The following is a 24,828-nucleotide window of genomic DNA, read 5'->3' as shown; positions in this document are numbered from 1 at the left end:
CCCCCCCCCCCCCCCCCCCCCTCTTTTCGTCCGTCCTTATCTTTGCATTTCCTCTAAATCTCTGTAGAAAGCCGGATAAGAAATATTCACACAGTCCGCGCCGAGGATCTCCGTCTCCCCATCCGCATTGAGCGCCGCCACCGCAAATGACATGGCGATCCGATGATCCAGATGGCTGTCAATTACAGCCCCGTGAAGCGGATAACCACCTTCAATTATCATACCGTCATTCGTCGCCGTTACCTTCGCGCCCATAGCTGTCAGATTCTCCGTCATCACCGCGATTCGGTCAGACTCCTTCACCTTCAGCTCTGCCGCGTCCCGGATGCTCGTCGTACCTTCCGCAAAGCAGGCCATGACCGCAATCACCGGCAATTCGTCAATCAGAGTCGGAATCAGCTCCCCTTCAATGATACAACCCTTGAGAGAAGAAGTGCGAATCAGCAGATCAGCAGTGGGCTCGCCACTGTCCGTATTTTCATTCAGCAGTGTTACATCCGCGTTCATCATCCGGCAGACACGTAAAATACCGTCCCGGGTCGGGTTGGTTCCCACATTTTTAATCAGCAGCTCCGAATCCGGTGTGATACATCCCGCCGCGATAAAGTAAGCGGCAGAAGAGATATCCCCGGGAACCTGTACCTTCTGTCCGATGAGTTTCGGCTCTGGCTGAATCGCAGCCGTAGTCCCTTCACTTTTCACATCCGCTCCGAAGAAACGCAGCATCAGCTCCGAATGATTTCGGGACAGCGCAGGTTCCGTCACGCTGGTGGGCGCGTCTGCGTAAAGTCCGGCCAGCAGAATCGAAGACTTCACCTGAGCGGAAGCCACCTTTGTAGTATAGTGAATGCCATGTAAGGGCCGTCCCTGAATGCGAAGCGGCGCGCACCCATTTCCGGAAAGGCTGGTAATGGCGGCACCCATCTGACTTAAGGGTTCGATGATACGTCCCATGGGCCGCTTCTGTATGGAGGCGTCGCCGGTCAGCGTAGTCTCGAAATTCTGACCGCTTAAGATACCGGAAATCAGCCGGGTGGTTGTACCGCTGTTGCCTGCATCCAGAATCGCAGACGGCGCGGAAAGCCCGTGCAGTCCCTTCCCGTGAATCAGAATCTGCTCGCCCTTATCCTCAATGGAAATGCCGAGCCGACGGAAGCAGTCAATGGTAGAGAGGCAGTCGGCGCCCCTTAAGAAACCGGTCACCTCGGTGGTTCCCTCTGCCAGCGAGCCGAACATAACAGTCCGATGGGAGATGGATTTATCGCCGGGGATGGTAACTTCCCCGTGTAATTTCTGCGCACGTGTAAATTTCATAAATGTTCTCCTCACAGTATATTTATCGCTCATAAATGGTGTAACGGTATTTACGAAGCAGTTCCACTGCTTTCTTATAAGCGTCTTCCTCGTAGAGTTCTACGCGGAGCACGGCTTCTTCGAATTCCCGATTGTGGATAATACCGATGTTTTTGATACTGATGCCGCCGGAAGCCAGGATGGTCGCCAGAGTAGCGATACCGCCGGCCTCGTCCACCATGTCGCAGTAGAAGGCGTAGGTCTTCTTGAGCGGTCCTGCAGAAGCCTCCGGAATGGAGTTCCGGTAATCTCGGGAAGCGGCAAAGAAAGCATGGATCTTGTCCGCTTCTTTTCCGGTAATTTCCGTCCGGAGTCGGCTAAGCTGCGCCTGGTAATGATCCAGCGCTTTCAAAATATTTTCGGAATTGGTCATGCAGATCTGCTCCCACATATCGGGAGAAGAGGATGCAATTCTTGTAATATCCTTGAAACCGCCCGCTGCAATCCGTTTCATCAATTCGTCGGGGCCGTCCAGATCCTTCACCAATTCCACCAGAGAAGAAGCGATCAGGTGGGGCAGATGGCTGACGCAGGCCGTGATAAAATCATGCTGGCGGTAATCCAATACCAGCGGAAGGGCCTTTAGAGAGGAAACTAGGGCAACGAATTCATTTACCGTATCCTCAGGCACGCCTGTGCCCGGCGTGATAATATAGTAGGCATTTTCAATCAGATGGGTCTTGGCGTTCTCGTATCCGGTCTTTTCAGAGCCTGCCATGGGATGGCCGCCGATGAACTGCCCGGTAAGCCCCAGAGCATCTACCTTCTCATGAATATCCGTCTTTGTGCTGCCCACATCAGTCAGGAGACAGGTCTTCGGTAACATGGGCTTTAACTGCTCCAGATAGCGGGCGTTAGTCTCCACGGGCGCACAGAGGAAAAGCAGATCGCAGGCGGCAAACTGCTCGCCGACTTCAGAACAGGCCTCGTTGATCACGCCTTCGTCTACAGCTTTTTGGAGTGTGTCCTGACTTCTCATATAGGCTATCATCCGGACATCCGGGTGATATGCGCGAATGGCTTTTGCGATGGAGCCGCCGATGAGGCCCAGTCCGATAAAGCCGATGGTATTCATTTTCATGGTGAAAACTCCTTTTATGTATACAAAATCTCTAAGAGTTAAGTTTAAAGTTTTTTGCGCAAAATGTCAACACTAGTTTACATTAACGCATAAAAGTGTATCGCGAAAGCAGAAGAATAAGAATATAGAAAGCGGAAAGCCCGGCGGGATGACGAAAATTGATTTCTGCAGATGGATGCCAGATTTACAATATGCTGTACAAAAATTCGCAAAAATAGAAATTACTTGTAAAAAATATATAAAAACTATTGCAATATTGTCAGACTTTTAGTAAAATGTATCCATGGTGTTCCGATGCCTTTCATTTACAGAATAATCTTTTTGACAGATGAAATATCCGGAACTATAAAATTATTGTAATCGGAGGAATAGGCATGAATATTTACACAACTGACAAAATTCGTAACGTAGTTCTTCTTGGCCACGGCGGCTGCGGTAAGACCAGTCTCGTAGAGGCGATGGCATATGTATCCGGCCTGACCACCCGTATCGGTAAAGTGACTGACGGCAATACCATCAGTGATTATGATAAGGAAGAGATTAAGAGAAAGTTCTCCATTACCACATCGGTAGTTCCTCTGATTTGGCAGGATTGTAAGATTAATCTTCTGGACGCTCCGGGATATTTCGATTTTGTAGGCGAGGCAGAAGAGGCAGTGTCAGCGGCTGACGCGGCAATTATTGTGGTATCCGGTAAGGCCGGCGTGGAGGTCGGGACCCAGAAGGCATGGGATCTCTGCGAGAAGTATAAGCTGCCGAGAATGTTTTTTGTATCTGAGATGGATGTGGATCATGCGTCCTTCCGTCAGGTGGTACAGGATCTGACCGATTTGTACGGCAAGAAGATTGCGCCGTTCTATCAGCCTATCCGTGAAAATGAGAAATTTGTGGGCTATATCAACGTCTGCAAAATGGCAGGCCGCCGCTTCACCGATATCGGCAAACGCGAGGAGTGTGAGATTCCGGAATACTCCAAAGAAAACCTGGCTATCTGCCGTGAGGCGCTTCTGGACGCAGTAGCGGAGACCTCCGATGAATTTATGGAGCGGTACTTCAATGGTGAGGAGTTCACCTTCAGCGAGATCCGTGCGGCTATGAAGTTTAATGTATGCGACGGCACTGTGATTCCGGTATCCATGGGATCCAGCACCGAGCTCCGTAACATCCACAACCTGATGAATGATATCGTAGAGCTGTTCCCGAGCCCGGATAAGAAGTCCTGTAACGGTATCAATATGAAGACCAACGAGATTTTCGAGGCGAATTACGATTTCTCCAAGACGAAATCCGCTTATGTATTTAAGACCATCGTGGATCCGTTTATCGGAAAGTATTCTCTGATCAAGGTGTCCTCCGGTGTTATTAAGTCCGACGATACTCTCTATAATCAGGATAAGGATGCAGAAGAAAAGCTGAACAAGTTGTACATCATGCAGGGCAACAAGCCCATCGAGACCACAGAGCTGCACGCAGGCGATATCGGAGCCATCGGCAAGCTGGCGAATACCAAGACCGGCGACACCCTGTCCACCAAGGCAGCCCCGATTGTGTTCGGCAGAACCGAGATTTCCAAGCCCTATACCTACATGAGATATAAGGCAAAGAATAAAGGCGACGAGGATAAGATTTCCCAGGCGCTGGCGAAGATGATGGAAGAGGATCTGACCTTAAAGAACGTCAATGATTCCGAGAACCGCCAGACCCTGCTGTACGGCATGGGCGACCAGCATCTGGACGTGGTAGTCAGCAAGCTGGAAGAGAAATTTAAGGTATCGGTAGAGCTGTCCAAGCCGAAGGTAGCTTTCCGTGAGACTCTGAAGAAGAAAGCGGATGTGGACTCCAAGTATAAGAAGCAGTCCGGCGGACACGGACAGTACGGCCATGTTAAGATGACCTTCGAGCCCTCCGGCGATTTGGAGACTCCGTATGTATTTGAGCAGATCGTAGTCGGCGGTGCGGTTCCGAAGAACTACTTCCCGGCAGTGGAAAAGGGTATTCAGGAATCTGTGGTGAAGGGTCCTCTGGCCGGATATCCGGTAGTCGGCGTAAAGGCTGTTCTGTACGACGGTTCCTATCATCCGGTAGATTCTTCCGAGATGGCGTTCAAGACCGCGGCAAGCCAGGCCTTCAAGAAGGGCTTCATGGAAGCAGGTCCGGTTCTGCTGGAGCCGATTGTGACCATGACAGTAACGGTTCCGGATAAGTATACCGGTGACGTCATGGGCGATCTGAATAAGAGACGCGGCCGTGTGCTGGGCATGAACCCCATTGCAGGCGGTAAGCAGGAAGTCGTAGCGGACGTTCCGATGACCGAGATTTTCGGTTATTCCACAGACCTGCGTTCCATGACAGGCGGAAGCGGCGAATTCTCCTATGAGTTTGCGCGCTACGAGCAGGCGCCGGCGGATGTGCAGGCGAAGGAAGTGGAAGCGAGAGCCTCCGAAACTGCAGAATAATTTTACATAGGGATTATGAAAAAAGGGGAGATAGTATAAGAACAATTACTGTTCACGGCCACTATCCCGCGAGGTGTTTTGGTATGTATATGCCAAAATCCCGAGTTATGCAAGCGCGAAATTACGCGAATAGCGTAATTTCTGTGCATAGCGAAGCGGGTTAATGCGAACGAAGTGAGCAGTAACCAAGGGCATCCGGTTAGCGCCGGGTGCTCTTTTTTGGCTCTTGTAAAATATTCTTTCCGGGGGTACAATAAAAAAATATACGTGTTACGGAGGAAACAGGACATGAAACGACTGTTGTATTACATGAAAGAGTATAAAAAGGAGAGCATTTTAGGACCTCTTTTCAAGCTTCTGGAAGCCAGCTTTGAGCTGCTGGTGCCGCTGGTGGTGGCCCATATTATCGATACGGGTATCGCGAACGGGGACGGCGGCTATGTACTGAAGATGGGCGGCGTCCTGATTCTGCTGGGCTTCGTGGGACTGGCCAGTTCCATTACAGCCCAGTATTTTGCGGCGAAAGCGGCGGTGGGAAGCAGTACCGCCATGCGAAAGGCCCTGTTTGAGCATCTGAACAGCTTTTCCTATAAAGAGCTGGACACCATTGGAACCTCCACGCTGATTACCCGGATTACCAGTGATATCAATCAGGTACAGACCGGTGTGAATCTGGTGCTGCGTCTGTTCTTACGTTCCCCATTTATCGTGTTTGGAGCCATGGTCATGGCCTTTACCATTGATATGAAGGCGGCGGCGGTATTTGCAGGGGTTGTCCCGGTACTGTTTATCGTGATATTCGCGATTATGGGCATTACGATTCCCTGGTATCGGAAAGTGCAGAGTCAGCTGGATCGGGTGCTGCTTCATGTGCGGGAAAACCTGTCCGGTGTCCGTGTGGTACGGGCATTCAACCGGCAGCAGGAGGAGATGAAGACCTTTCATCGGGACAGCACTATCCTTATGAACACCCAGCTTTTCGTGGGCCGGATTTCCGGGCTTTTGAATCCCCTGACTTACGCGATTATCAATGCAGCGGTGATTCTGCTGGTATGGACCGGCGGACGGCAGGTAGATGCGGGAATCCTGAGCCAGGGCCAGGTGGTGGCGTTGGTCAACTATATGTCCCAGATTCTCGTGGAGCTGATTAAGCTGGCCAATTTGATCATTAATGTAACCAAGTCTCTGGCCTGTCTGTCCCGTATCAATAAGATTCTGGATCAGGAAACGGGTATGACGGAAGGAACAGTCGAAGAACAGAAGCAGGAGAAGGAAGTTCCCTGCGTGGAATTTAAAAATGTCAGCATTATCTATGAGGAGGGCGCGGACGCGGCCCTGTCCCATGTGAGCTTCCGGGCTTATCCGGGCGAGACCATCGGCGTCATCGGCGGCACCGGTTCCGGAAAGTCTACCCTGGTGAATCTGATTCCCCGATTTTATGATGTGAGCGAGGGTGAGGTCCTGGTGGACGGTCGGAATGTACAGGATTACACCTATGAAGGACTGCGTGGCAAAGTGGGTGTGGTTCCCCAGAAAGCGGTGCTGTTCTCCGGTACCATCCGGGAAAATCTGCAGTGGGGCAAGAAGGACGCCAGCGACGAAGAACTGTACGCGGCACTTGAGACCGCTCAGGGTCGTGAGATTGTAGAAAAGAAGGAAAAAGGCCTGGATACGGAAGTGTTGCAGAGCGGCCGAAACCTGTCCGGCGGACAGAGACAGCGTCTGACCATCGCAAGAGCGCTGGTGCGGGATCCGGAGATTCTGATTCTGGACGACAGTGCTTCGGCTCTGGATTTTGCCACGGACGCGAAGCTCCGGAAAGCTCTGCGGGAGCATAAAAAAGAAGCTACGGTATTCCTGGTATCCCAGCGGGCGGCGACCATCCGGCAGGCGGACAAGATTATCGTGCTGGATGACGGCGCGGTAGCGGGCATCGGAAAGCACGAAGAACTGTATCAGAATTGTGAAGTATATCGGGAGATCTGTAACTCCCAGGTTTCGGCAGAGGAGGAAAAAGCACATGAAGCGTAAATCTACATTAAAAAGAGTCCTTTGCTATATCGAAGGGTATCGACAGTATCTGCTGGCGTCCATTCTGCTGGCGGTTCTGACCGTGGCCCTGACCCTGTACGCGCCGATTCTCACCGGCGACGCCATCGATTTTATGATTGGAAAGGGCGCGGTAGATTTTGCAGCCCTCCTGAAGCTTCTGACGAAGCTGGGCGTGATTATAGGAGCCACCTCGGTGTTCCAGTGGCTCATGAATCTCTGCAACAACCACATCACTTATAAGGTCGTGATGGATGTGCGGACAGAGGCCTTTGACCATATGCAGGATCTGCCCCTAAGCTATATCGATAGTCATCCCCAGGGCGACATCGTCAGCCGCCTGATTGCGGATATCGACCAGTTTTCCGACGGTCTGTTGATGGGATTTACCCAGTTATTTACAGGCGTGATGACCATTCTGGGAACCCTGCTGTTCATGCTTTCGATCAATGTGGGCATCACATTGGTGGTGGTCTGCATTACGCCGCTGTCCCTTCTGGTGGCCGGCTTTATCGCCAGGCGGACCCACAGCATGTTCAAGCTTCAGTCTGAGACCAGAGGAGAGCTTACCGGACTGATTGATGAGATGGTAGGAAATCAGAAGGTGGTCAAGGCTTTTGGTCATGAAGAAGAAGCCATTGCGCAGTTTGATGCGATTAACCGGCAGCTTCAGAAGCACAGCCTGCGGGCGATTTTCTATTCATCGATTACCAACCCGGCGACCCGTTTTGTCAACAGTATGGTGTACGCGGGCGTGGGCGTGGCAGGCGCTTTCGCGGCCATCCGTGGCGCCCTGAGCGTAGGTCAGCTTTCCTGCTTCTTAAGCTACGCAAACCAGTATACCAAGCCTTTTAATGAGATCTCCGGTGTGGTCACCGAGCTTCAGAACGCCCTGGCCTGCGCGGAGCGTGTCTTTGACTTCATCGACCGGGAGCCCATGAGCGCCGATCCGGCGGACGGTCCCCATATCGAGAAGGCGGATGGAAGCGTGGTTCTGGAAAATGTGGCATTTTCCTATACAAAGGATCGGGAGCTGATTAAGAATCTGAATCTGCATGTGAAGCCAGGCCAGAGAATCGCCATTGTCGGTCCCACTGGCTGCGGTAAGAGTACCCTGATTAACTTGCTGATGCGTTTCTACGATGTGGACAAGGGCTGCATCTCTGTGGACGGAACCCCGATTCAGGATCTGACCCGGGAAAATCTGCGGCAGCAGTACGGTATGGTATTGCAGGAGACCTGGCTGAAGTCCGCGACGGTCCGCGACAACATTTCCTATGGAAAGCCGGACGCCACGGAGGAGGAGATTATCGAGGCAGCTAAAGCGTCCCACGCCCACAGCTTCATCCGGCGTCTGCCGAAGGGTTATTACACGGTGCTTTCCGAGGATGGAGGCAGCCTTTCTCAGGGACAGAAGCAGCTTCTGTGTATCTCCCGCGTCATGCTGTGCCTGCCGCCCATGCTGATTCTGGACGAGGCCACATCCAGCATTGATACCCGTACGGAGCTGAAGATTCAAAATGCCTTCGCGAAAATGATGGAGGGCCGTACCAGCTTTATCGTAGCCCACCGTCTGTCTACCATTCGGGAGGCGGATGTGATTCTGGTTATGCGGGACGGACAGATTGTCGAGCAGGGTACCCACGAAAGCTTGCTTGCGGCCAATGGCTTCTACGCGGAGCTTTATAACAGCCAGTGGGCCGTGTAAAAGACCGATTTTGCTTGACAAAGCAGTCTGGTGTGATATGATAAAATGCAGTGAGAATTCGTAAATTGTAACCCGAAGTAATTGCGAAGATTCTTATTTTTACAAGATAAACAAGAGGAGTGGAAAGAAATGGCAGTACCATTTAACCACCGCGCGGTGGAAGAGAAGTGGCGCAAGCACTGGGAAGAGCATCCGGTGAACGTCAACGACGGGAAAAAACCGAAATATTATTGTCTGGATATGTTCCCCTATCCGTCAGGCAACGGACTTCATGTAGGTCACTGGAGAGGCTATGTTATCAGTGATGTATGGAGCCGCTACAAGCTGATGCAGGGACATTACATCATTCATCCCATGGGATGGGACGCATTCGGACTTCCGGCTGAGAACTACGCCATCAAGATGGGTGTACACCCGGCAAAGTCTACCGCAGAGAATGTGGCTAATATCAAGAGACAGATTAACGATATCGCAGCCCTTTACGACTGGGATATGGAAGTGAATACAACAGATCCGAAGTTCTATAAGTGGACACAGTGGATTTTTGTACAGATGTTCAAAAAGGGCCTGGCGTATGAAAAGGAGTTCCCCATCAACTGGTGTCCGTCCTGTAAGACCGGTCTGGCAAATGAGGAAGTGGTCAACGGCTGCTGCGAGCGCTGCGGCACTCCGGTTACCAAGAAGAATCTGCGTCAGTGGATGCTGAAGATCACCGCATATGCAGACCGCCTGCTGAACGACCTGGACAAGCTGGACTGGCCGGAGAAGGTTAAGAAGATGCAGACCGACTGGATCGGCAAGTCTTACGGTGCTGAGGTGGATTTCAAGGTAGAGAACAGTGATGAGAAGATCACCGTATATACCACACGTCCGGATACTCTGCACGGCGCGACCTTTATGGTACTGGCTCCGGAGCATGCGCTGGCTGCCAAGCTGGCTACCGATGAGACCAGAGCGGCAGTAGAGGATTACATTTTCAAGTCTTCCATGCGTTCCAACGTGGATCGTGTACAGGATAAGGAAAAGACCGGCGTATTTACCGGAAGCTACGCGATCAACCCCATCAACGGAGCAAAGGTTCCCATCTGGCTTTCCGATTACGTACTGGCTGACTATGGTACCGGCGCCATCATGTGCGTACCGGCCCATGACGACCGTGACTTTGAGTTCGCGAAGAAATTCAACATTCCGATCATCCAGGTTATTGCCAAGGATGGCAAGGAAATTGAAAATATGACTGAGGCTTATACCGAGGCCAGCGGAACCATGATCAATTCCGGCGAGTGGAACGGCATGGAGTCTGCAGTCCTGAAGAAGGAAGCACCGCTTATCATCGAGAAGATGGGCGTGGGCAAGAAGACCGTCAACTATAAGCTGCGTGACTGGGTATTCTCCCGTCAGCGTTACTGGGGCGAGCCGATTCCGATCATCCATTGTCCGAAGTGCGGCAACGTACCGGTTCCGGAAGATCAGCTTCCGCTGGAGCTGCCGGAGGTAGAAAGTTATCAGCCGACAGGTACCGGAGAGTCACCTCTCGCTGCCATTGATGAGTGGGTCAACACCACCTGCCCGTGCTGCGGCGCGCCTGCAAAGAGAGAGACCAACACCATGCCCCAGTGGGCAGGTTCCTCCTGGTATTTCCTGCGCTACGTGGATAATCACAACGATGAGGAGCTGGTAAGCAAGGAGAAGGCAGATAAGTATCTGCCGGTAGATATGTACATCGGCGGCGTCGAGCATGCGGTACTGCATCTTTTGTACTCCCGTTTCTATACCAAGTTCCTGCATGATATCGGTGTCATCGACTTTGACGAGCCGTTTACCAAGCTGTTCAATCAGGGTATGATCACCGGTAAGAACGGCATCAAGATGAGTAAGTCCAAAGGAAACGTGGTTTCCCCGGACGACCTGATCCGCGATTATGGCTGCGACGCTCTGAGAATGTATGAGATGTTCGTAGGACCGCCCGAGCTGGATGCTGAGTGGGACGACAGGGGAATCGATGGCGTATCCCGTTTCCTGAAGCGTTTCTGGAACCTGGTTCTGGACAACAAGGACAAGGGAACCGCGGAAACTCCGGAGAGCGTCAAGATCCGTCACAAGATGGTCTATGACATTACTACCCGTCTGAACAGCTTCAGCTTGAACACCGTTATCTCCGGTTTCATGGAGTACAATAACAAGCTCATCGATCTGGCAAAGCGCCAGGATGGTCTGGACAAAGAGACACTGGAGACAGCCGTAACCCTGATTGCGCCTTTCGCTCCGCATATCGCAGAGGAGCTTTGGGAGCAGTTGGGTCACAGTGAGACTGTATTTGCTCATGGATGGCCGGATGCGGATGAGGAAGCCATGAAGGACGACGAGATCGAGATCGCCGTACAGGTCAATGGTAAGACCCGTGGAACCGTTACCATTTCCAGCAGCGCAGCCAAGGAAGACGCTATCGCGGCTGGTAAGGAAGTAGTAGCAGACTGGCTGAAGGGCACCATCGTAAAAGAAATTTACGTGCCCGGAAGAATCATCAATATTGTGGTAAAACCGTAATGGATGAACAAACTAATAAAAAAGAGGAGCTGCGGGACGTGGTCCCGCAGCTTGAAAATCGGTTCCGGATTACCATCTGGAACCGATTAGTCGTTCTTGCAAAATGGCTGATATTCGCTGCACTGACCGGCCTGGCGTTGGGTCTTGTGGGAACCGCCTTCGGAAAAGGCGTTTCCATGGCTACGTCTTTTCGTATGGCTCATCCCTGGATCCTGTACGGTCTGCCCTTCGCGGGCGTTCTGATTGTCTGGATGTATCAATGGGAGCGCAAACAGGAGCGCAGCAGCACCAATATGGTTCTGGATGCCATTCACGCGGAGCGTGAGATACCCTTAAAGACAGCGCCGCTGATCTTCATCTCTACGATCCTGACCCATCTCTTCGGCGGTTCCGCCGGACGTGAGGGCGCGGCCCTGCAGCTGGGCGGAAGCATCGGCAACTTTCTGGGCAAAATTCTGCGTATCGACGAAAATGATCGCCGTGTTATGATCATGGCCGGTATGAGCGCCGCCTTTTCCGCCTTGTTTGGAACCCCCATGGCAGCGACTGTCTTTTCCATGGAAGTTGTAAGCGTCGGCATCATGCACTACGCGGCTCTGGTACCCTGTGTGGTGGCTTCGTACATCGCCTATGGGGTAGCCTGCCACTTCGGGCTGACCGGAGAGCGTTTTTCTCTGGGAACTTTGCCGGAATTCAATCTCCCGAATGCAGGCAAAATCCTGTTCCTGGGATTTTGCTGTGCCGCAGTCAGCATCCTGTTCTGCGTCGTTTTACATAAAACAGAAGAGATATTTGCGGAAAAAATTAAGAATGCCTTTATGCGCCCCCTGGTATCAGGCGTCCTGATCATCATTTTAACGATGCTTCTGGGAACCACAGATTACCTGGGTACCGGCATGCAGGTAGTAGAACGGGCTGTAGTCGACCAACAGGTTGTCTGGTGCGCCTTCCTTTTGAAGATTGTATTCACCGCCATCACCCTGTCCGGCGGCTTCAAGGGCGGCGAGATCGTCCCCACCTTCTTTGTAGGAGCTACCTTCGGCTGCCTCATGGGTCAGATCCTGCACATCTCCCCATCCCTGGCCGCCGCCTGCGGCATGGCCGCAGTATTTTGCGGCGTCACCAACAGCCCTATCTCCTCGCTGCTGATCAGCCTTGAGATGTTCGGCTTCGAAGGAGCCCCGTTTTACTTTGTGGCCATTGCCATCAGCTACATGCAGTCCGGCTACTACGGCCTCTACCGCAGCCAGAAGATCATGTATTCCAAAGTAAAGACACAGTTCATCAACCGTAATGCCAAGGAATAGGTGGTGTGCGACATAGAAAGTCAGAAAAAGGCCGGCGGAAAATTTTTCCGCCAGCCTTTTTCGTCCGTTACTTCATAAAACTCCGCGCCAGCTTCACCATCTGCTCCATCCGCGCCACCTCTTCCTCCGACTTTCCCTGCTTCAGCGTATTAAAAATCTCCTGAAACTCCCCCTCCGACATCGGATGATCCGAACTCTTCGCCATATTCATAATCTTCTGAAACTCCCTGGGATCCATACGCCCACTCCCTTCCGGCGTACCATCAAAAGAAGCCTGCCCGTCATCAGCACAGCGATCAGAACCAGAGCCGGGTGTTTGCACAGCCGTCATTTCAGCCATCATGCTGGAATACTGCATATAAGTAGTCAGTATTTCCATCATGCGAATCAGAGAATCGATTTTTCGATTCAACTCATTGCATTTATGCTGAAGCTCATAGAGGATCCGATAGCGCTCGTCGCCAGGCTTCATCTGAGTGCCTCCGGTTTTTTGTAATAAATATATGGGAAAATAGAAGAAGTATGAATGAAAAAATATGGCTGCCAATGAGGCTGCCCTTTCTCTTTGATATAGAGAAAGTTATAAAACGGCGGGGAGAAAAATTGATTTCTCCCCGCCGGAAAAGTGGGCTAGCAGCCGCATCCATTTCCGCAGCCACAGCCGCTATTGCCGAAAAATCCTCCGTTTCCGCAGCCGCCGCAGCAGCACAGAATCAGAATCAGCCACAGACAGCTGTTGTCATTGCCACAGCCGTTTCCGCCGAAAAGACCGTTGCCGTTGCCACAGCAGGAAGTCAAAAGCAGCAGCCAGATCAGAGTACTGCAGCAGCCGTTGTTACCATTGTCGCAGCCACATCCGCAGTTGGTAGCAGTTAAATCACTCATAATAAATCCTCCAGGAAAATGAATTATTTATATTGCCATAGTATGAGAGGACTGAAAAAGTGTGAGGAAAGATAACAGAAAAATTACCGGGATAGAGGTTGTAAGAAAGAAGATTATGTGAGACAATACATAAGTAAGATCTCAGAGGGTCTGCATATTTCAACACAGAAGAAAGGAAGGGTATCTATGCCTGCAACCTACGCACATTATAAATTCGGAAAGAAAGTCTATCGGGCGCTGCCCGGGGAGCTTCGGGAAATGATAAAGGAGAATAAAGCGGCCTACCTGCTGGGACTCCACGGACCGGATCTCTTATTCTATTACCATTCTTATTCAAAAAACCGTATCAATCAGCTGGGCGTGAAGATGCATGAAGAAACGGCAAGGTCTTTTTTTGAAAAAGCGAGAAAACAGTATCAAAAGAGACCAAATTACGTATTGTTGTCCTATCTCTGCGGTTTCATGTGCCACTACATGCTGGACAGCGAATGCCATCCCTATATCAGCCGTTATATGGATGAGAGAGGTCTTGGTCATCTGGAGATTGAGACTGATTTCGACCGGGAACTTATGATCGAGGATGGAAAGGATCCGCTTACGAATAACTGCACCCGGCATCTGATTCGGGATCTGGATACGGAAGAAGCCATCGCGTCGGTACTGGATGATGTGACAGCCGATCAGGTGGACGCCTGTATTCTGGGCTTTAAGAAAACCATTCGGATGTTCCAGTGCCCATCTAAAGCAAAAGCGAAGCTCCTAAAAGGCTTTTTCTCCTTAATTGGTCAGAAAAAGGGGCTTGGCGGCCTGGTGATGGACGGCCAGGTGAATCTTGAATGTGTGGAGAGTGGTATGACGCTGGAACGTCTTCTGAACAGAGCTGTAGAGCCGACCACAGAGGAGATTGTAAAATACGTTCAGGCTATCAGCAATGATTCAGGGCTCAGCGAACGGCTGAACCGGGATTTTGAGTAAAAGCTTTTGAGGGAGAAAGAAGATGAATAAGACAACGAAACTGGAAAGACGCTGGATCCTGTATGATGTGGGCAATTCGGCCTTCGTTATGCTGGCGTCTACGATTATACCGATTTATTATAAGAATGTGGCATCGTCCAGCGGCATTTCCGCCGCGGATTCCACCGCGTATTTCAGCTATGCCACATCGCTTGTGACTATCATTGTGGCGATTCTGGGTCCGGTACTGGGAAGCTTCGCGGATACCAAAGGTTATAAAAAGCCGGTTTTCACCTTTTTTATGATGATGGGCGTGTTGGGCTGTGCGGGTCTTGCGGTTCCGAAGACCTGGCTTGCCTTTCTGGCGGTCTATGTGATTGCCAAGGTGGGCTTAAATGCCAGTCTGGTCTTTTATGACGCCATGCTGGGTGATGTGACTACAGATGAGCGGATGGATGAGGTATCCGCCAGAGGTTATGCCTGGGGCTATATCGGAAGCTGTATTCCTTTTATGTTCAGCCTGATTTTTGTATTGAAAGCAGATGCTTTCGGCCTGTCGGGAAGCGCAGCTACGGCGGTGGCTTTCCTGGTCAACGCCGCCTGGTGGTTTTTGGTGACACTGCCGCTTCTCAGAAGCTACCAGCAGATCTACTATGTGGAGCGGACAGCGCATCCGGTGCAGGACAGCTTCCGCCGCCTGGGTCAGAGCTTTGCGGAAATTCGAAGGACACCAAAGATCTGGTATTTTCTGCTGGCGTTCTTCTGCTATATCGACGGTGTATACACGATTATTGACATGGCAACTTCCTATGGCAAGGACGTGGGCATCAGTGATACGAACCTGTTACTGGCTCTTTTGCTGACCCAGATAGTGGCGTTCCCCTGTTCGATTCTTTTTGGACGGTTATCCAGGAAGGTGCGCAATACTACATTGATCGAGGTCTCTATCGTCAGCTATTTTGGCGTGGTACTCTTTGCGCTGCAGCTTGACAAGGCCTGGGAGTTCTGGCTTCTGGCTGTCTGGGTGGCGGTATTCCAAGGGGCGATTCAGTCTCTGTCCCGGTCTTATTTTGCGCGGATTATCCCGAAGGAGAAAGCGACAGAATTTTTCGGCTTCTTTGACATCTTCGGTAAAGGCGCGGCCTTTGTGGGAACCATGCTGATGGGTATCTCCACCCAGCTGTTCCATACATCCCGCGCGGGTGTGGCCATGCTTGCGGTAATGTTCGCGGCGGGCTTTGTGCTGTTTCGAATGGCAGTACGCTGTGGAGATGCATAAAATAACAGAAAAGCAGGGAGTCTTTTCTGTATGGATCGCGTGAGAAGGCTGCTTGAAGCACAGTCGGCATACCGGCTTGGCCTCTATGGGGAGGGCGTCGGTGTGGCGGTTGTGGATTCCGGCGTCAATGACAGACACCCGGACTTAAGGGGCCGGGTGGTTTATGCTTATAATTACCTTACAAATTCCGGTGGCGCGGCAGACGACTGCGGTCATGGAACCCATATCAGCGGAATTATCGGAGGAACCGGAGAGGCATCCGGCGGCAGGTACCAGGGACTTGCGCCGCGATGCCATTTTGTTTCCCTGAAAATTCTGGACGGCAGGGGAAATGGGGACAGTGTGGGACTAATTCGGGCCCTGCACTGGCTTTTGGAGCATGGAAAAGAATACGACGTCCGCGTTATCAATATTTCTGTGGGCGGGAGAGTACCAAAGGCTGAGATACGGACAGAGCTCATAAGCGCTGTGGAGGAAGCCTGGGACGCGGGCTTTGTAATCTGCGCGGCAGCCGGAAATCAGGGACCTGCCAGATCCAGCATTACGGTTCCGGGAACCAGTGAAAAGGTAATTACAGTGGGTTCCTCTGATGATGAACTGGCCGTTCCGGTGCGCGGCATCCGAAGGGTGCATTATTCTGGCCGGGGTCCCATATCGGCGTGCGTTCTTAAGCCGGAGGTGGTTGCTCCCGGAGCGGAAATTCGTTCCTGCCGGGCGGATTTTGAGAGTCCTGGCAATCCATTTTACAGCGTTAAATCAGGCACCTCCATGGCAACCTCTGTGACAGCAGGAGCGCTTGTCTTACTTTTGTCCGCCGAACCGGAACTTACCAATGAACAGATAAAAAAGCGGCTGCAGACAGGCTGCAGAGATCTGAAACTTGCCCCGAACCATCAAGGCTTTGGTGAAATCTGGCTGCCGGGGCTTCTGAAAAAAGCATGATCAGATAAAGAGAGCATAGGCTGTAAAAAGAACTTACGGGCGGTGCGGTATGGACGAAGCATGCAGAGAAAAAATAGTGTCGGAAAATTACGCGGATTTTATCTGGCAGACCAATGTACGGGAGGAGGATATCCGGGAAATCTATCCGGATGTATGCGTGCAGCGCATCAATGATTACTACACGGTATTTTACGCGGATCGCAGAAAATGGACGGCGGATCGGGAACGACTGTACGAGTACAGTTATGAACTATTTCCTACTTTGTATACAACGCTGCAGACGGAAAATCTGGAGGCCTCCGGAATTCTGGCTCTGCAGAATCAGCCGGTACTGAACCTTCGGGGACAGGGCGTATTGCTGGGGTTTATTGATACAGGGATTGATTATCGGAACCGCTGCTTCCTGGACAATGCGGGAAAAAGTCGGATTCTGGCCATCTGGGACCAGACGGATCAGAACGGAACGCCGCCGGAGGGTATTCACTATGGCAGTGTGTATACAAAGTCAGAGATCAATGGGGCGCTGTCTGCGGAACAGCCTTATGAAACAGTGCCTACCCGGGATATTTCCGGCCACGGAACGAAGCTTGCGTCCATTGCGGCGGGAAGCGAAAACCGTGAGACCGGCTGGATCGGAGCCGCGCCGTTGTCGTCCATTGCCATGGTAAAGCTGAAACCGGCCAAGCGTTATCTGAAGGAATATTTTCTGGTACCTGAGGAAGCGGAAGCTTATCAGGAAAATGATATCATGCTGGGGGTCCGTTTTCTGCATGAACTGGCGCAAAAGGAAAGCCTGCCCCTAGTTATCTGTCTGGCTCTTGGCAGCAATATGGGCGGCCATACCGGCACTTCGCCTTTATCCTCATATCTTAACGCCATTGCCGTCCGGGCGGGCCGCTGTATCATTCTTGCAGGGGGAAATGAGGCCAATCAGGGGCACCATTATTATGGCGTGATGGGAGAGGGGGATCCGTACCAGGATGTGGAAGTGAGGGTGGCAGAGCGGGAACAGGGCGTGATGATGGAACTGTGGAGTAACACACTGGATGTATTTTCCGTATCACTCATATCGCCTTCGGGGGAAGAGGTTCCGCGGGTCACCTCGGGACAGAAAAACTGGATGTTTGATTTCCTCTTTGAAAATACCGTGATCTATGTGAATTTCCAGACACTGAATCTCTTTAGCGGCGATCAACTGATTGTTGTCCGCATGGCGGATCCGTCTCCGGGAATCTGGCGGATCCGCGTCTACGGGGAACGTATCGTAGATGGCGTTTACAACATCTGGCTGCCGGTGACAGGCTTTGTAAGCAGTGAGACTGTATTTTTAAACTCGAATCCGGATATCACACTGACGGAGCCGGGCAATACGGAGACGCCGATTACCACAGGGGCTTACCGGTCTTCCAATGGCAGTATCTATATGGATTCCGGAAGGGGATTTACACGAAACGGGAGAATCAAGCCGGATTTAGCAGCGCCCGGGGTAGCGGTAGCGGCTTATGGGCCGGAAAACCGGGCAGTGAATCTTACCGGAACCAGTGCCGCGGCAGCAGTGACAGCCGGGGCGGCAGCACTTTTACTGGAATGGGGAGTTGTACGGAAAAACAGGCTGACGATGGGAACACTGGAAATCAAACAGCTGTTGGTTCGCGGCGCGGATCGAAGCGCGTCCCTCCTTTATCCCAACCGCTCCTGGGGCTACGGTTCCTTGAATCTCTATCAGGCATTTGCGGCGCTGGGACGATTTTGAACTTGCAGTCCCAGGGGGAATCGTCTATAATAAAGAACAAAGCGCGGAAAAACGCAAACCCTAGGAGGACCTACGATGGAAAAAATTAAGATGACAACTCCGCTGGTAGAGATGGACGGAGATGAGATGACACGGATTCTCTGGAAGATGATTAAGGATGAGCTTCTTCTTCCATTTGTTGATTTAAAGACCGAATATTATGACCTGGGACTGGAACACCGGAACGCGACGGACGATCAGGTGACTGTGGACGCTGCAGAAGCTACCAAAAAGTACGGTGTGGCGGTGAAATGTGCGACCATTACCCCTAATGCGGCTCGCATGGAGGAGTACGATTTAAAACAGATGTGGAAGAGTCCCAATGGTACCATCCGGGCGATTCTTGACGGAACAGTATTCCGGGTTCCGATTATCGTAAAGGGCATCGAACCATATGTAAAAAACTGGAAGAAGCCAATTACCGTTGCACGTCATGCTTATGGTGATGTATACAAGGCTGCGGAAATGCGGATTCCGGGTCCCGGAAAATGTGAGCTTGTATTTACCGGTGAGGATGGAACCGAGCTGCGCGAGACTATCCATGACTTCAAAGAGGGCGGCGTGGTACAGGGCATGCACAATCTGGAGAGCTCCATCGAAAGCTTTGCCAGAAGCTGCTTTTCCTACGCGGTTTCCCAGAGGCAGGATTTGTGGTTTGCCACCAAGGATACGATTTCCAAGAAATATGATCATTTCTTCAAAGATACCTTCCAGGAGATTTATGAGAAGGAATATAAAGAACAGTTTGAGAAACTGGGCATTACCTATTTTTATACGCTGATCGATGACGCGGTAGCCCGTGTGATCAAGTCCGAGGGTGGTTATATCTGGGCCTGCAAGAATTATGACGGCGACGTCATGAGTGATTTGATTGCCACTGCCTTTGGCTCATTGGCTATGATGACCTCTGTGCTGGTATCTCCGCATGGATATTACGAATATGAGGCGGCACACGGAACCGTACAGCGCCATTATTACAAGCATTTGAAGGGCGAGGAGACCTCTACCAATTCCATGGCGACCATCTTCGCATGGTCCGGCGCCTTAAGAAAGCGCGGAGAGCTGGATCAGAACCCGGCCCTGACAGAGTTTGCGGATAAACTGGAGCAGGCTTCCATTGCAACCATTGAAAACGGAAAAATGACCAAAGATTTGGCGCTAATTACGACCCTTCCGAATCCGACGGTGCTTTCCAGCGGTGATTTTATCAAAGAGATCCGAAAGACCTTAGAGGAACTTTTAAATGCTGTTTAATTCCAATGCATTTTATATATTTTTGCCTATTGTATTTGTGATTTACTGGCTGACGCCCCCGAAACACAGGTGGGGCGTCCTGCTGGTATCCAGTTACTACTTTTATATGAGCGCCAACGCGAAATACATTTTGCTGATTCTGCTGACTACGGCAGTCTCTTACGGAACGGCACTCGTGATTGAGAAAACAGAAGAACAGAAGAAAAAGAAGCTATGTATGGGTCTGGCCCTGCTGGTCTGCCTCGGTCTTTTGTTCTTTTTCAAATACTTTAATTTCCTGAGCAGTTCTGTGACAGCGCTTCTGGCGCGTGCATCGATTTCCATGAGCCCGGTGACGCTGAAGCTGGTGCTTCCGGTAGGTATCTCGTTCTATACTTTCCAGACGCTTGGATATGTGATCGACGTCTATAAGGGAAAGACGAAGGCCTGCCGCCATTTTGGAAAATACGCGGCCTTTGTGTCCTTTTTTCCGCTTCTGCTGGCCGGTCCCATTGAACGGGCGGAGCATCTGATGCCGCAGATAGAGGAAGAACATCATTTTGAGTATGACAAGGCTATCCGGGGTGCCAAGCTGATTGCATGGGGCTATTTTAAGAAAATTGCCATTGCGGATGTGCTTTCCTCCAGCGTGGATATTGTATACAATCAGGTGACAAGTTTTACAGGTCTGGCTCTTGGCGTGGCGACACTTTTTTATGCCTTCCAGGTTTACTGTGATTTTTCCGGTTATTCGGATATTGCCCGGGGGGTGGCCTGTCTTTTTGACATTGATCTGGTCAATAATTTCAAGAGCCCTTATTTCGCGGCTTCTGTGAAAGAGTTTTGGGCCAGATGGCATATTTCTCTGTCCACCTGGTTCCGGGATTATGTATATATTCCGCTGGGCGGCAGCCGTGCCGGAAAATGGAAGACGTACCGGAATCTGCTTGTGACCTTTCTGGTAAGCGGTCTCTGGCACGGGGCCAGCTGGACTTTTGTGATCTGGGGCGGACTTCACGGCGCGGCGCAGATATTCGAACGGATCTGGAATCAGTATTTCCCACCCGGAAAAGAGGGAAAAAACAGGTTCCGAGTACTTCTGACTTTTGCCTTTGTGACCCTGGCCTGGCTGTTTTTCCGGGCAAATACCATGTCAGACGCAATTTATATTCTGACCCATCTCTTTGACGGCATTACCCATCCTTTGAGTTATGTGAAGGAATGTTACGTGGCCTTCAAAAAAGCCGGGCTGATTCAGAGCAACGAACTGAAGCTGGTGCTGTTCTGGGTGGTGCTGCTTATGGCGCACGATTATATTGCGCTTAGGGAAGATGTATGTCAGTGGTTTGGCCGTTTTGGTAAGCCGGTGCGCTATACATTTTATTTCGCCCTGATTTTTGTCGTGCTTTACAGTCGTCAGCTGGGCGAGTACAGTTTTGTATACTTTCAGTTTTAATGAGGACATCTATGAGACGATTTTTACGTAAAATTGCGCCGTTTGTGATTTTTATCCTGATTCTGGAGCTGGCCATTCCCATGGCGGTGGATCCTTACAATGTTTTTCATTGGCAGAAAATCCGGGATAATGGGGTAGAGCCCAACAGCAATTACATTAAAATGCAGTACATCCTGCATAATCCGGACAAGTTTGATTCATTCCTGTTCGGTTCCTCCCGGACTGGCTTTGTGGACACAGAAAAAATTCCAGATGGAAAATGGTACAATATGTCCTATTCAGAAGGACTGCCGGCGGAGCATCTGGAGAACCTGCAGGAGATGATTGCCAATGGAATCATTCCGAAAAATGTCATGATCGGCGTGGATAATATTTCCGCCTTCGTGGATCCGTCCCTGCATCAGAATCAGTTTTACCGGATCCCCTATCCGAGGACAGATAGACTGGGATTTTATGGAAAATACCTTAGCATTAAGGGCGTTCTGCTGTCCTTGGATGTGATTCGAAATCATGAAGTGACCGATCCGGATTATGTGGAACGCTATTATCGGAGCGGAAGTACGCTCCGGGATCCGTCTCTTGGCGGAACCTTCAAGGACGATGTGCCCTACTGGGACGATTATTATACCGATTATATGGCTGATTCGCTTCTGGACATCCGGCGGATTCGGGAATTGTGCGAAGAGTATGGGATTAACCTGATTGTGTTTACCAATCCGCTTTATTACCGGACCTATCAGGAGTCCAAGCATTTCGGTTACGATCAGTACCTGGGATGGCTGGCCGGAGCAGCGGGGAGCTTTTATAACTTCAGCGGGGAAAATGCCGTGACCATGGATAAGAACTATTTTTATGAATCCAGTCATTATACAGAAGTGGTGGGAGATATGATTATCGACCGCATCTTTAACGGGGTGACGGATGAGAGCCTGGAAGATCAGGGCTTCGGCATGTATGTGACAGAAGACAATTTAGCCGAATTTAATGAAGCGCTGGCCAATCATTGAGCCAGCGCTTCCCATTGTTCGTATAGAATTTCAAGACGGGCCGCAATGGCCTCCTTTTCTTTGTGAAGTTTCATGCATTCCGCCACATTCGTGTAGACGGATTCCTGAGTCAGAAGCTGATCGATTTCGCCGTCCCGGGTCTCCAGGTCGAAGATTTCCGCTTCCGTCTTTTTGAAATCATTTTCCCGTTTCCTCTGACGTGCCTGTTCCTCTTTCTGCTGTTTCCAGTCCAGTTTTCCTGCAGATTCCGGTTCTGCCGCTTTGGCCTCCGGAAGCTCCGGGTTCTGCGTCTTCGGCGTCAGAATATCATGCTTTTCTAGATAATAATCGTAATTGCCGATATAATTGACTAACTGTCCGCCGGTCAGATCGAGGATCCGTGTGGCGGTTGTATTGATAAAATAACGGTCATGGGAGACATAAAGCACGGTGCCGGTGTAGCGGTTCAGGGCCTGCTCCAGAATCTCCTTGGAGACGATGTCCAGATGGTTGGTGGGCTCGTCAAGAATCAGAAAATTGGCCTCGGAGAGCATCAGCTTCGCCAGAGAGACACGTCCCCGTTCGCCGCCGGAGAGCTCCGAGATTCGTTTGAACACATCGTCGCCGGTGAAAAGAAAAGCGGCCAGGGTGCTTCGAATCGTTGTATTGTCCAGATCCGGGTAAGCGTCGGAAATCTCTTCAAACAGTGTCTTTTCCGGGTGCAGCACGTGATGCTCCTGATCGTAATAACCGATATGAACCTTGGAGCCCAAGGTAAAGGAACCGCTGTCAGCTTCCAGTAATCCATTCAGAATCTTTAATATTGTAGTTTTTCCGGTTCCATTGTTGCCGATAAGAGCTACCCGTTCGCCGCGCTTAACGTCGAAATTCAGATCCGTGAAGAGGGTCTGGCTGCCAAAGGATTTGGAAAGACCCTCTACGGTCAGCACGTCATTTCCGCTGACTACCTTTGGCTCCAGGGTGATATGCATCTCAGAGCGGACTTCCGTGGGTTTCTCCAGTATATCCATCTTGTCCAGCATTTTTTCGCGGCTTTCAGCCCGTTTGATGGATTTTTCCCGGTTAAAGGATTTCAGTTTTTGGATGACCTCTTCCTGATGTTTGATTTCCCGCTGCTGATTCAGCCAGGCATGCATGCGGGCTTCCCGAAGCTGTGATTTCTTCGCGGCATAGTCGGAGTAATTGCCCTGGAAGGTGGTCACCTCGCCGGCGTCAATCTCGATAATCTTCGTGGCGATCCGGTTCAGAAAATACCGGTCATGGGCAACCACCAGAACCGCGCCGTCGTAGTTCAAAAGAAAGGTTTCCAGCCAGGCGATGGAATTCATGTCCAGGTGGTTGGTGGGCTCGTCCAGCATAATGAGATCCGGATGGGAGAGCAGAAGCTTGCCTAAAGATACGCGGGTCTTCTGACCGCCGGACAGCTTGTTGACATGCTTCTCGAACTCTTCCTCTTCAAACCCCAGTCCCTTCAGGACGCCGACCACCTCGCTCTTATAGGCGTAGCCGTTTTTAAGTTCAAATTCATGGTTCATGCGGGTATACTGCTCCAGCGCCATATCCAGCGCAGTGCCGGACAGCTCCTTCATCTGCGCTTCGATCTCCCGGATACGGGTCTCCAGATCGATAACGTCCTGCTTGACCGTCAGCAGCTCCTGGTAAATGGTATGATCACTGTTCAGATCCTGATGCTGTGCCAGATAGCCGATGGTTTTGCCTTTTGCCAGAACCACCTCGCCGGAGTCTGCTTCCATTTCCCCGATGATGATTTTTAAGAGGGTGGATTTGCCTGCGCCGTTGATACCGACCACGGCGGCTTTTTCCCGATCCTCCATGTGGAAGGACGCGTTTTTCAGAATCACGTCGGTTCCGAAGGCTTTGTTTATATTTTGACATGCTAATATCATAAAAACACCTCTGTTTTTCGTTGTTGAATGTCACATGAAGTCTATTATAGCGAAAAATACAGGATTGAACAAGATAAAATCTACGATTCTTTCAGAAGAATCCAGTAAAAAGATTGACAAAAAATTTGCTTTTCGATTATAATAAAAACAGTTTTGAAAGATTTATTGAGGGATGTGCAGAATATTATGGAAGAGAGAGAGATCTCAAAAGCAGTTATCAAGCGGCTGCCGCGCTATTATCGCTATCTCGGAGAACTGATGGAAAATGGAGTAGAACGTATTTCCTCCGGCGAGCTGAGTAAACGGATGAGTGTCACGGCGTCACAGATCCGGCAGGATCTGAACAACTTTGGCGGTTTTGGGCAGCAGGGGTACGGATACAATGTCAAATATCTGTATGAGGAAATCGGCAAGATTCTGGGCCTTGACAAGAAACATAACATGATCATCATCGGCGGTGGTAATCTGGGACAGGCTCTGGCCAATTATGTGGATTTTGAAAAACGCGGTTTCTACATAAAAGGCATTTTTGATGTAAATCCTATTTTAAAGGGCTTAAGCGTCCGGGGCATCCAGATTCACATGCTGGAGGATCTGGAGAGCTTCATCAAGGATGAAGATATTCAGATTGCGGCATTGACACTGCCAAAGTCCAAGGCAGAGGAGATGACGAAGCTTCTGGTTCAGTATGGAATCAAGGCTATCTGGAATTTCGCCCATATCGATCTGGATGTTCCGTCGGACGTCCTGGTAGAGAATGTTCATTTGTCAGAGAGCCTGATGCAGCTTTCTTACAATATTACACGGTATGAGAAAGAGCATCCCCGTTCCTGACGGAGTATCGGAGTGAAGTATGATAAAAGGGAGCTTTT

The 24,828-nt window shown here is 50.8% G+C and carries 18 protein-coding genes; 13 read left to right on the top strand and 5 right to left on the bottom strand.

Annotated features, from left to right (window positions below; all coding sequences use genetic code 11):
* Positions 1-36: 36 nt before the first annotated feature.
* Together aroA and WMO29_RS13120 are read right to left on the bottom strand one after the other, a co-directional pair.
* A complete protein-coding gene (gene aroA, locus WMO29_RS13125; protein WP_349165110.1) occupies positions 37-1,314 on the bottom strand; it encodes a 3-phosphoshikimate 1-carboxyvinyltransferase in 1,278 nt (425 codons plus the stop codon).
* A gap of 22 nt (positions 1,315-1,336) precedes the next feature.
* A complete protein-coding gene (locus tag WMO29_RS13120) occupies positions 1,337-2,434 on the bottom strand; it encodes a prephenate dehydrogenase (protein ID WP_349165108.1) in 1,098 nt (365 codons plus the stop codon).
* A gap of 374 nt (positions 2,435-2,808) precedes the next feature.
* Between WMO29_RS13120 and WMO29_RS13115 the strand changes: the two genes are divergently transcribed.
* The 5 genes from WMO29_RS13115 to WMO29_RS13095 all read left to right on the top strand — a co-directional run bounded on the left by WMO29_RS13115 (position 2,809) and on the right by WMO29_RS13095 (position 12,501).
* Positions 2,809-4,890 (top strand): elongation factor G, encoded by a 2,082-nt coding sequence (locus WMO29_RS13115; protein WP_349165106.1) that lies wholly within the window; start codon positions 2,809-2,811, stop codon positions 4,888-4,890.
* A gap of 288 nt (positions 4,891-5,178) precedes the next feature.
* Positions 5,179-6,921 carry an ABC transporter ATP-binding protein gene (locus WMO29_RS13110; protein ID WP_349165105.1) on the top strand — a complete coding sequence of 581 codons (1,743 nt, stop codon included), beginning with the start codon at positions 5,179-5,181 and terminating at the stop codon, positions 6,919-6,921.
* Positions 6,911-8,647 carry an ABC transporter ATP-binding protein gene (locus tag WMO29_RS13105; RefSeq protein ID WP_349165103.1) on the top strand — a complete coding sequence of 579 codons (1,737 nt, stop codon included), beginning with the start codon at positions 6,911-6,913 and terminating at the stop codon, positions 8,645-8,647. Before WMO29_RS13110 ends, WMO29_RS13105 begins: the two co-directional genes overlap by 11 nt.
* A gap of 129 nt (positions 8,648-8,776) precedes the next feature.
* Complete coding sequence (leuS, locus tag WMO29_RS13100; RefSeq protein WP_349165101.1) at positions 8,777-11,194, top strand: leucine--tRNA ligase; 2,418 nt, start codon at positions 8,777-8,779, stop codon at positions 11,192-11,194.
* Entirely contained in the window at positions 11,194-12,501 is a 1,308-nt protein-coding gene (locus WMO29_RS13095; RefSeq protein WP_178039115.1) for a chloride channel protein, read from the top strand. Before leuS ends, WMO29_RS13095 begins: the two co-directional genes overlap by 1 nt.
* Before the next feature lie 67 nt (positions 12,502-12,568).
* Here the strand turns inward: WMO29_RS13095 and WMO29_RS13090 are convergent, their stop codons facing one another.
* The gene (locus WMO29_RS13090) at positions 12,569-12,973 is read right to left on the bottom strand and encodes a hypothetical protein (protein ID WP_178039116.1); all 405 of its coding nucleotides are present in this window, start codon (positions 12,971-12,973) and stop codon (positions 12,569-12,571) included.
* Between the two features lie 158 nt (positions 12,974-13,131).
* Positions 13,132-13,386 (bottom strand): chorion class high-cysteine HCB protein 13, encoded by a 255-nt coding sequence (locus WMO29_RS13085; RefSeq protein ID WP_178039117.1) that lies wholly within the window; start codon positions 13,384-13,386, stop codon positions 13,132-13,134.
* Positions 13,387-13,572: 186 nt separating this feature from the next.
* Between WMO29_RS13085 and WMO29_RS13080 the strand changes: the two genes are divergently transcribed.
* The 7 genes from WMO29_RS13080 to WMO29_RS13050 all read left to right on the top strand — a co-directional run bounded on the left by WMO29_RS13080 (position 13,573) and on the right by WMO29_RS13050 (position 22,049).
* Complete coding sequence (locus WMO29_RS13080) at positions 13,573-14,361, top strand: zinc dependent phospholipase C family protein (RefSeq protein WP_178039118.1); 789 nt, start codon at positions 13,573-13,575, stop codon at positions 14,359-14,361.
* Positions 14,362-14,383: 22 nt separating this feature from the next.
* Positions 14,384-15,619, top strand: a complete 1,236-nt coding sequence (locus WMO29_RS13075; protein ID WP_349165100.1) for an MFS transporter — start codon at positions 14,384-14,386, stop codon at positions 15,617-15,619.
* Between the two features lie 30 nt (positions 15,620-15,649).
* Positions 15,650-16,561, top strand: coding sequence for a S8 family serine peptidase (locus tag WMO29_RS13070; protein WP_178039120.1), 912 nt, complete (start codon positions 15,650-15,652; stop codon positions 16,559-16,561).
* Between the two features lie 49 nt (positions 16,562-16,610).
* A complete protein-coding gene (locus WMO29_RS13065) occupies positions 16,611-18,314 on the top strand; it encodes a S8 family peptidase (protein ID WP_349165098.1) in 1,704 nt (567 codons plus the stop codon).
* Positions 18,315-18,389: 75 nt separating this feature from the next.
* On the top strand, positions 18,390-19,607 hold the full coding sequence (locus tag WMO29_RS13060; RefSeq protein ID WP_349165096.1) for an NADP-dependent isocitrate dehydrogenase: 1,218 nt from the start codon (positions 18,390-18,392) through the stop codon (positions 19,605-19,607).
* Positions 19,597-21,042, top strand: coding sequence for an MBOAT family O-acyltransferase (locus tag WMO29_RS13055; RefSeq protein ID WP_349165095.1), 1,446 nt, complete (start codon positions 19,597-19,599; stop codon positions 21,040-21,042). The genes WMO29_RS13060 and WMO29_RS13055 overlap by 11 nt, the downstream gene beginning before the upstream one ends.
* An 11-nt stretch (positions 21,043-21,053) precedes the next feature.
* On the top strand, positions 21,054-22,049 hold the full coding sequence (locus tag WMO29_RS13050) for a hypothetical protein (protein ID WP_349165094.1): 996 nt from the start codon (positions 21,054-21,056) through the stop codon (positions 22,047-22,049).
* Here WMO29_RS13050 and abc-f read toward each other — a convergent pair.
* The gene (gene abc-f / locus WMO29_RS13045) at positions 22,043-23,956 is read right to left on the bottom strand and encodes a ribosomal protection-like ABC-F family protein (RefSeq protein ID WP_349165092.1); all 1,914 of its coding nucleotides are present in this window, start codon (positions 23,954-23,956) and stop codon (positions 22,043-22,045) included. The two genes, WMO29_RS13050 and abc-f, sit on opposite strands and share 7 nt — an antisense overlap.
* Positions 23,957-24,142: 186 nt before the next feature.
* Here abc-f and WMO29_RS13040 point away from each other — a divergent pair, with 186 nt between their 5' ends.
* Positions 24,143-24,790, top strand: coding sequence for a redox-sensing transcriptional repressor Rex (locus WMO29_RS13040; protein ID WP_178039126.1), 648 nt, complete (start codon positions 24,143-24,145; stop codon positions 24,788-24,790).
* The last annotated feature ends 38 nt before the right edge of the window (positions 24,791-24,828 follow it).

This window comes from Laedolimicola intestinihominis, from assembly GCF_040096155.1.
Taxonomy (GTDB): Bacteria; Bacillota; Clostridia; order Lachnospirales; family Lachnospiraceae; genus Laedolimicola; species Laedolimicola intestinihominis.
This window is presented reverse-complemented; position numbering and strand designations above follow the sequence as displayed.

Excerpts from the sequence above, each read along its gene's own strand:
- aroA (WP_349165110.1), bottom strand. The coding sequence starts at position 1,314 with ATGAAATTTACACGTGCGCAGAAATTACACGGGGAAGTTACCATCCCC.
- WMO29_RS13120 (WP_349165108.1), bottom strand. The coding sequence starts at position 2,434 with ATGAAAATGAATACCATCGGCTTTATCGGACTGGGCCTCATCGGCGGC.
- WMO29_RS13115 (WP_349165106.1), top strand. The coding sequence starts at position 2,809 with ATGAATATTTACACAACTGACAAAATTCGTAACGTAGTTCTTCTTGGC.
- WMO29_RS13110 (WP_349165105.1), top strand. The coding sequence starts at position 5,179 with ATGAAACGACTGTTGTATTACATGAAAGAGTATAAAAAGGAGAGCATT.
- WMO29_RS13105 (WP_349165103.1), top strand. The coding sequence starts at position 6,911 with ATGAAGCGTAAATCTACATTAAAAAGAGTCCTTTGCTATATCGAAGGG.
- leuS (WP_349165101.1), top strand. The coding sequence starts at position 8,777 with ATGGCAGTACCATTTAACCACCGCGCGGTGGAAGAGAAGTGGCGCAAG.
- WMO29_RS13095 (WP_178039115.1), top strand. The coding sequence starts at position 11,194 with ATGGATGAACAAACTAATAAAAAAGAGGAGCTGCGGGACGTGGTCCCG.
- WMO29_RS13090 (WP_178039116.1), bottom strand. The coding sequence starts at position 12,973 with ATGAAGCCTGGCGACGAGCGCTATCGGATCCTCTATGAGCTTCAGCAT.
- WMO29_RS13085 (WP_178039117.1), bottom strand. The coding sequence starts at position 13,386 with ATGAGTGATTTAACTGCTACCAACTGCGGATGTGGCTGCGACAATGGT.
- WMO29_RS13080 (WP_178039118.1), top strand. The coding sequence starts at position 13,573 with ATGCCTGCAACCTACGCACATTATAAATTCGGAAAGAAAGTCTATCGG.
- WMO29_RS13075 (WP_349165100.1), top strand. The coding sequence starts at position 14,384 with ATGAATAAGACAACGAAACTGGAAAGACGCTGGATCCTGTATGATGTG.
- WMO29_RS13070 (WP_178039120.1), top strand. The coding sequence starts at position 15,650 with ATGGATCGCGTGAGAAGGCTGCTTGAAGCACAGTCGGCATACCGGCTT.
- WMO29_RS13065 (WP_349165098.1), top strand. The coding sequence starts at position 16,611 with ATGGACGAAGCATGCAGAGAAAAAATAGTGTCGGAAAATTACGCGGAT.
- WMO29_RS13060 (WP_349165096.1), top strand. The coding sequence starts at position 18,390 with ATGGAAAAAATTAAGATGACAACTCCGCTGGTAGAGATGGACGGAGAT.
- WMO29_RS13055 (WP_349165095.1), top strand. The coding sequence starts at position 19,597 with ATGCTGTTTAATTCCAATGCATTTTATATATTTTTGCCTATTGTATTT.
- WMO29_RS13050 (WP_349165094.1), top strand. The coding sequence starts at position 21,054 with ATGAGACGATTTTTACGTAAAATTGCGCCGTTTGTGATTTTTATCCTG.
- abc-f (WP_349165092.1), bottom strand. The coding sequence starts at position 23,956 with ATGATATTAGCATGTCAAAATATAAACAAAGCCTTCGGAACCGACGTG.
- WMO29_RS13040 (WP_178039126.1), top strand. The coding sequence starts at position 24,143 with ATGGAAGAGAGAGAGATCTCAAAAGCAGTTATCAAGCGGCTGCCGCGC.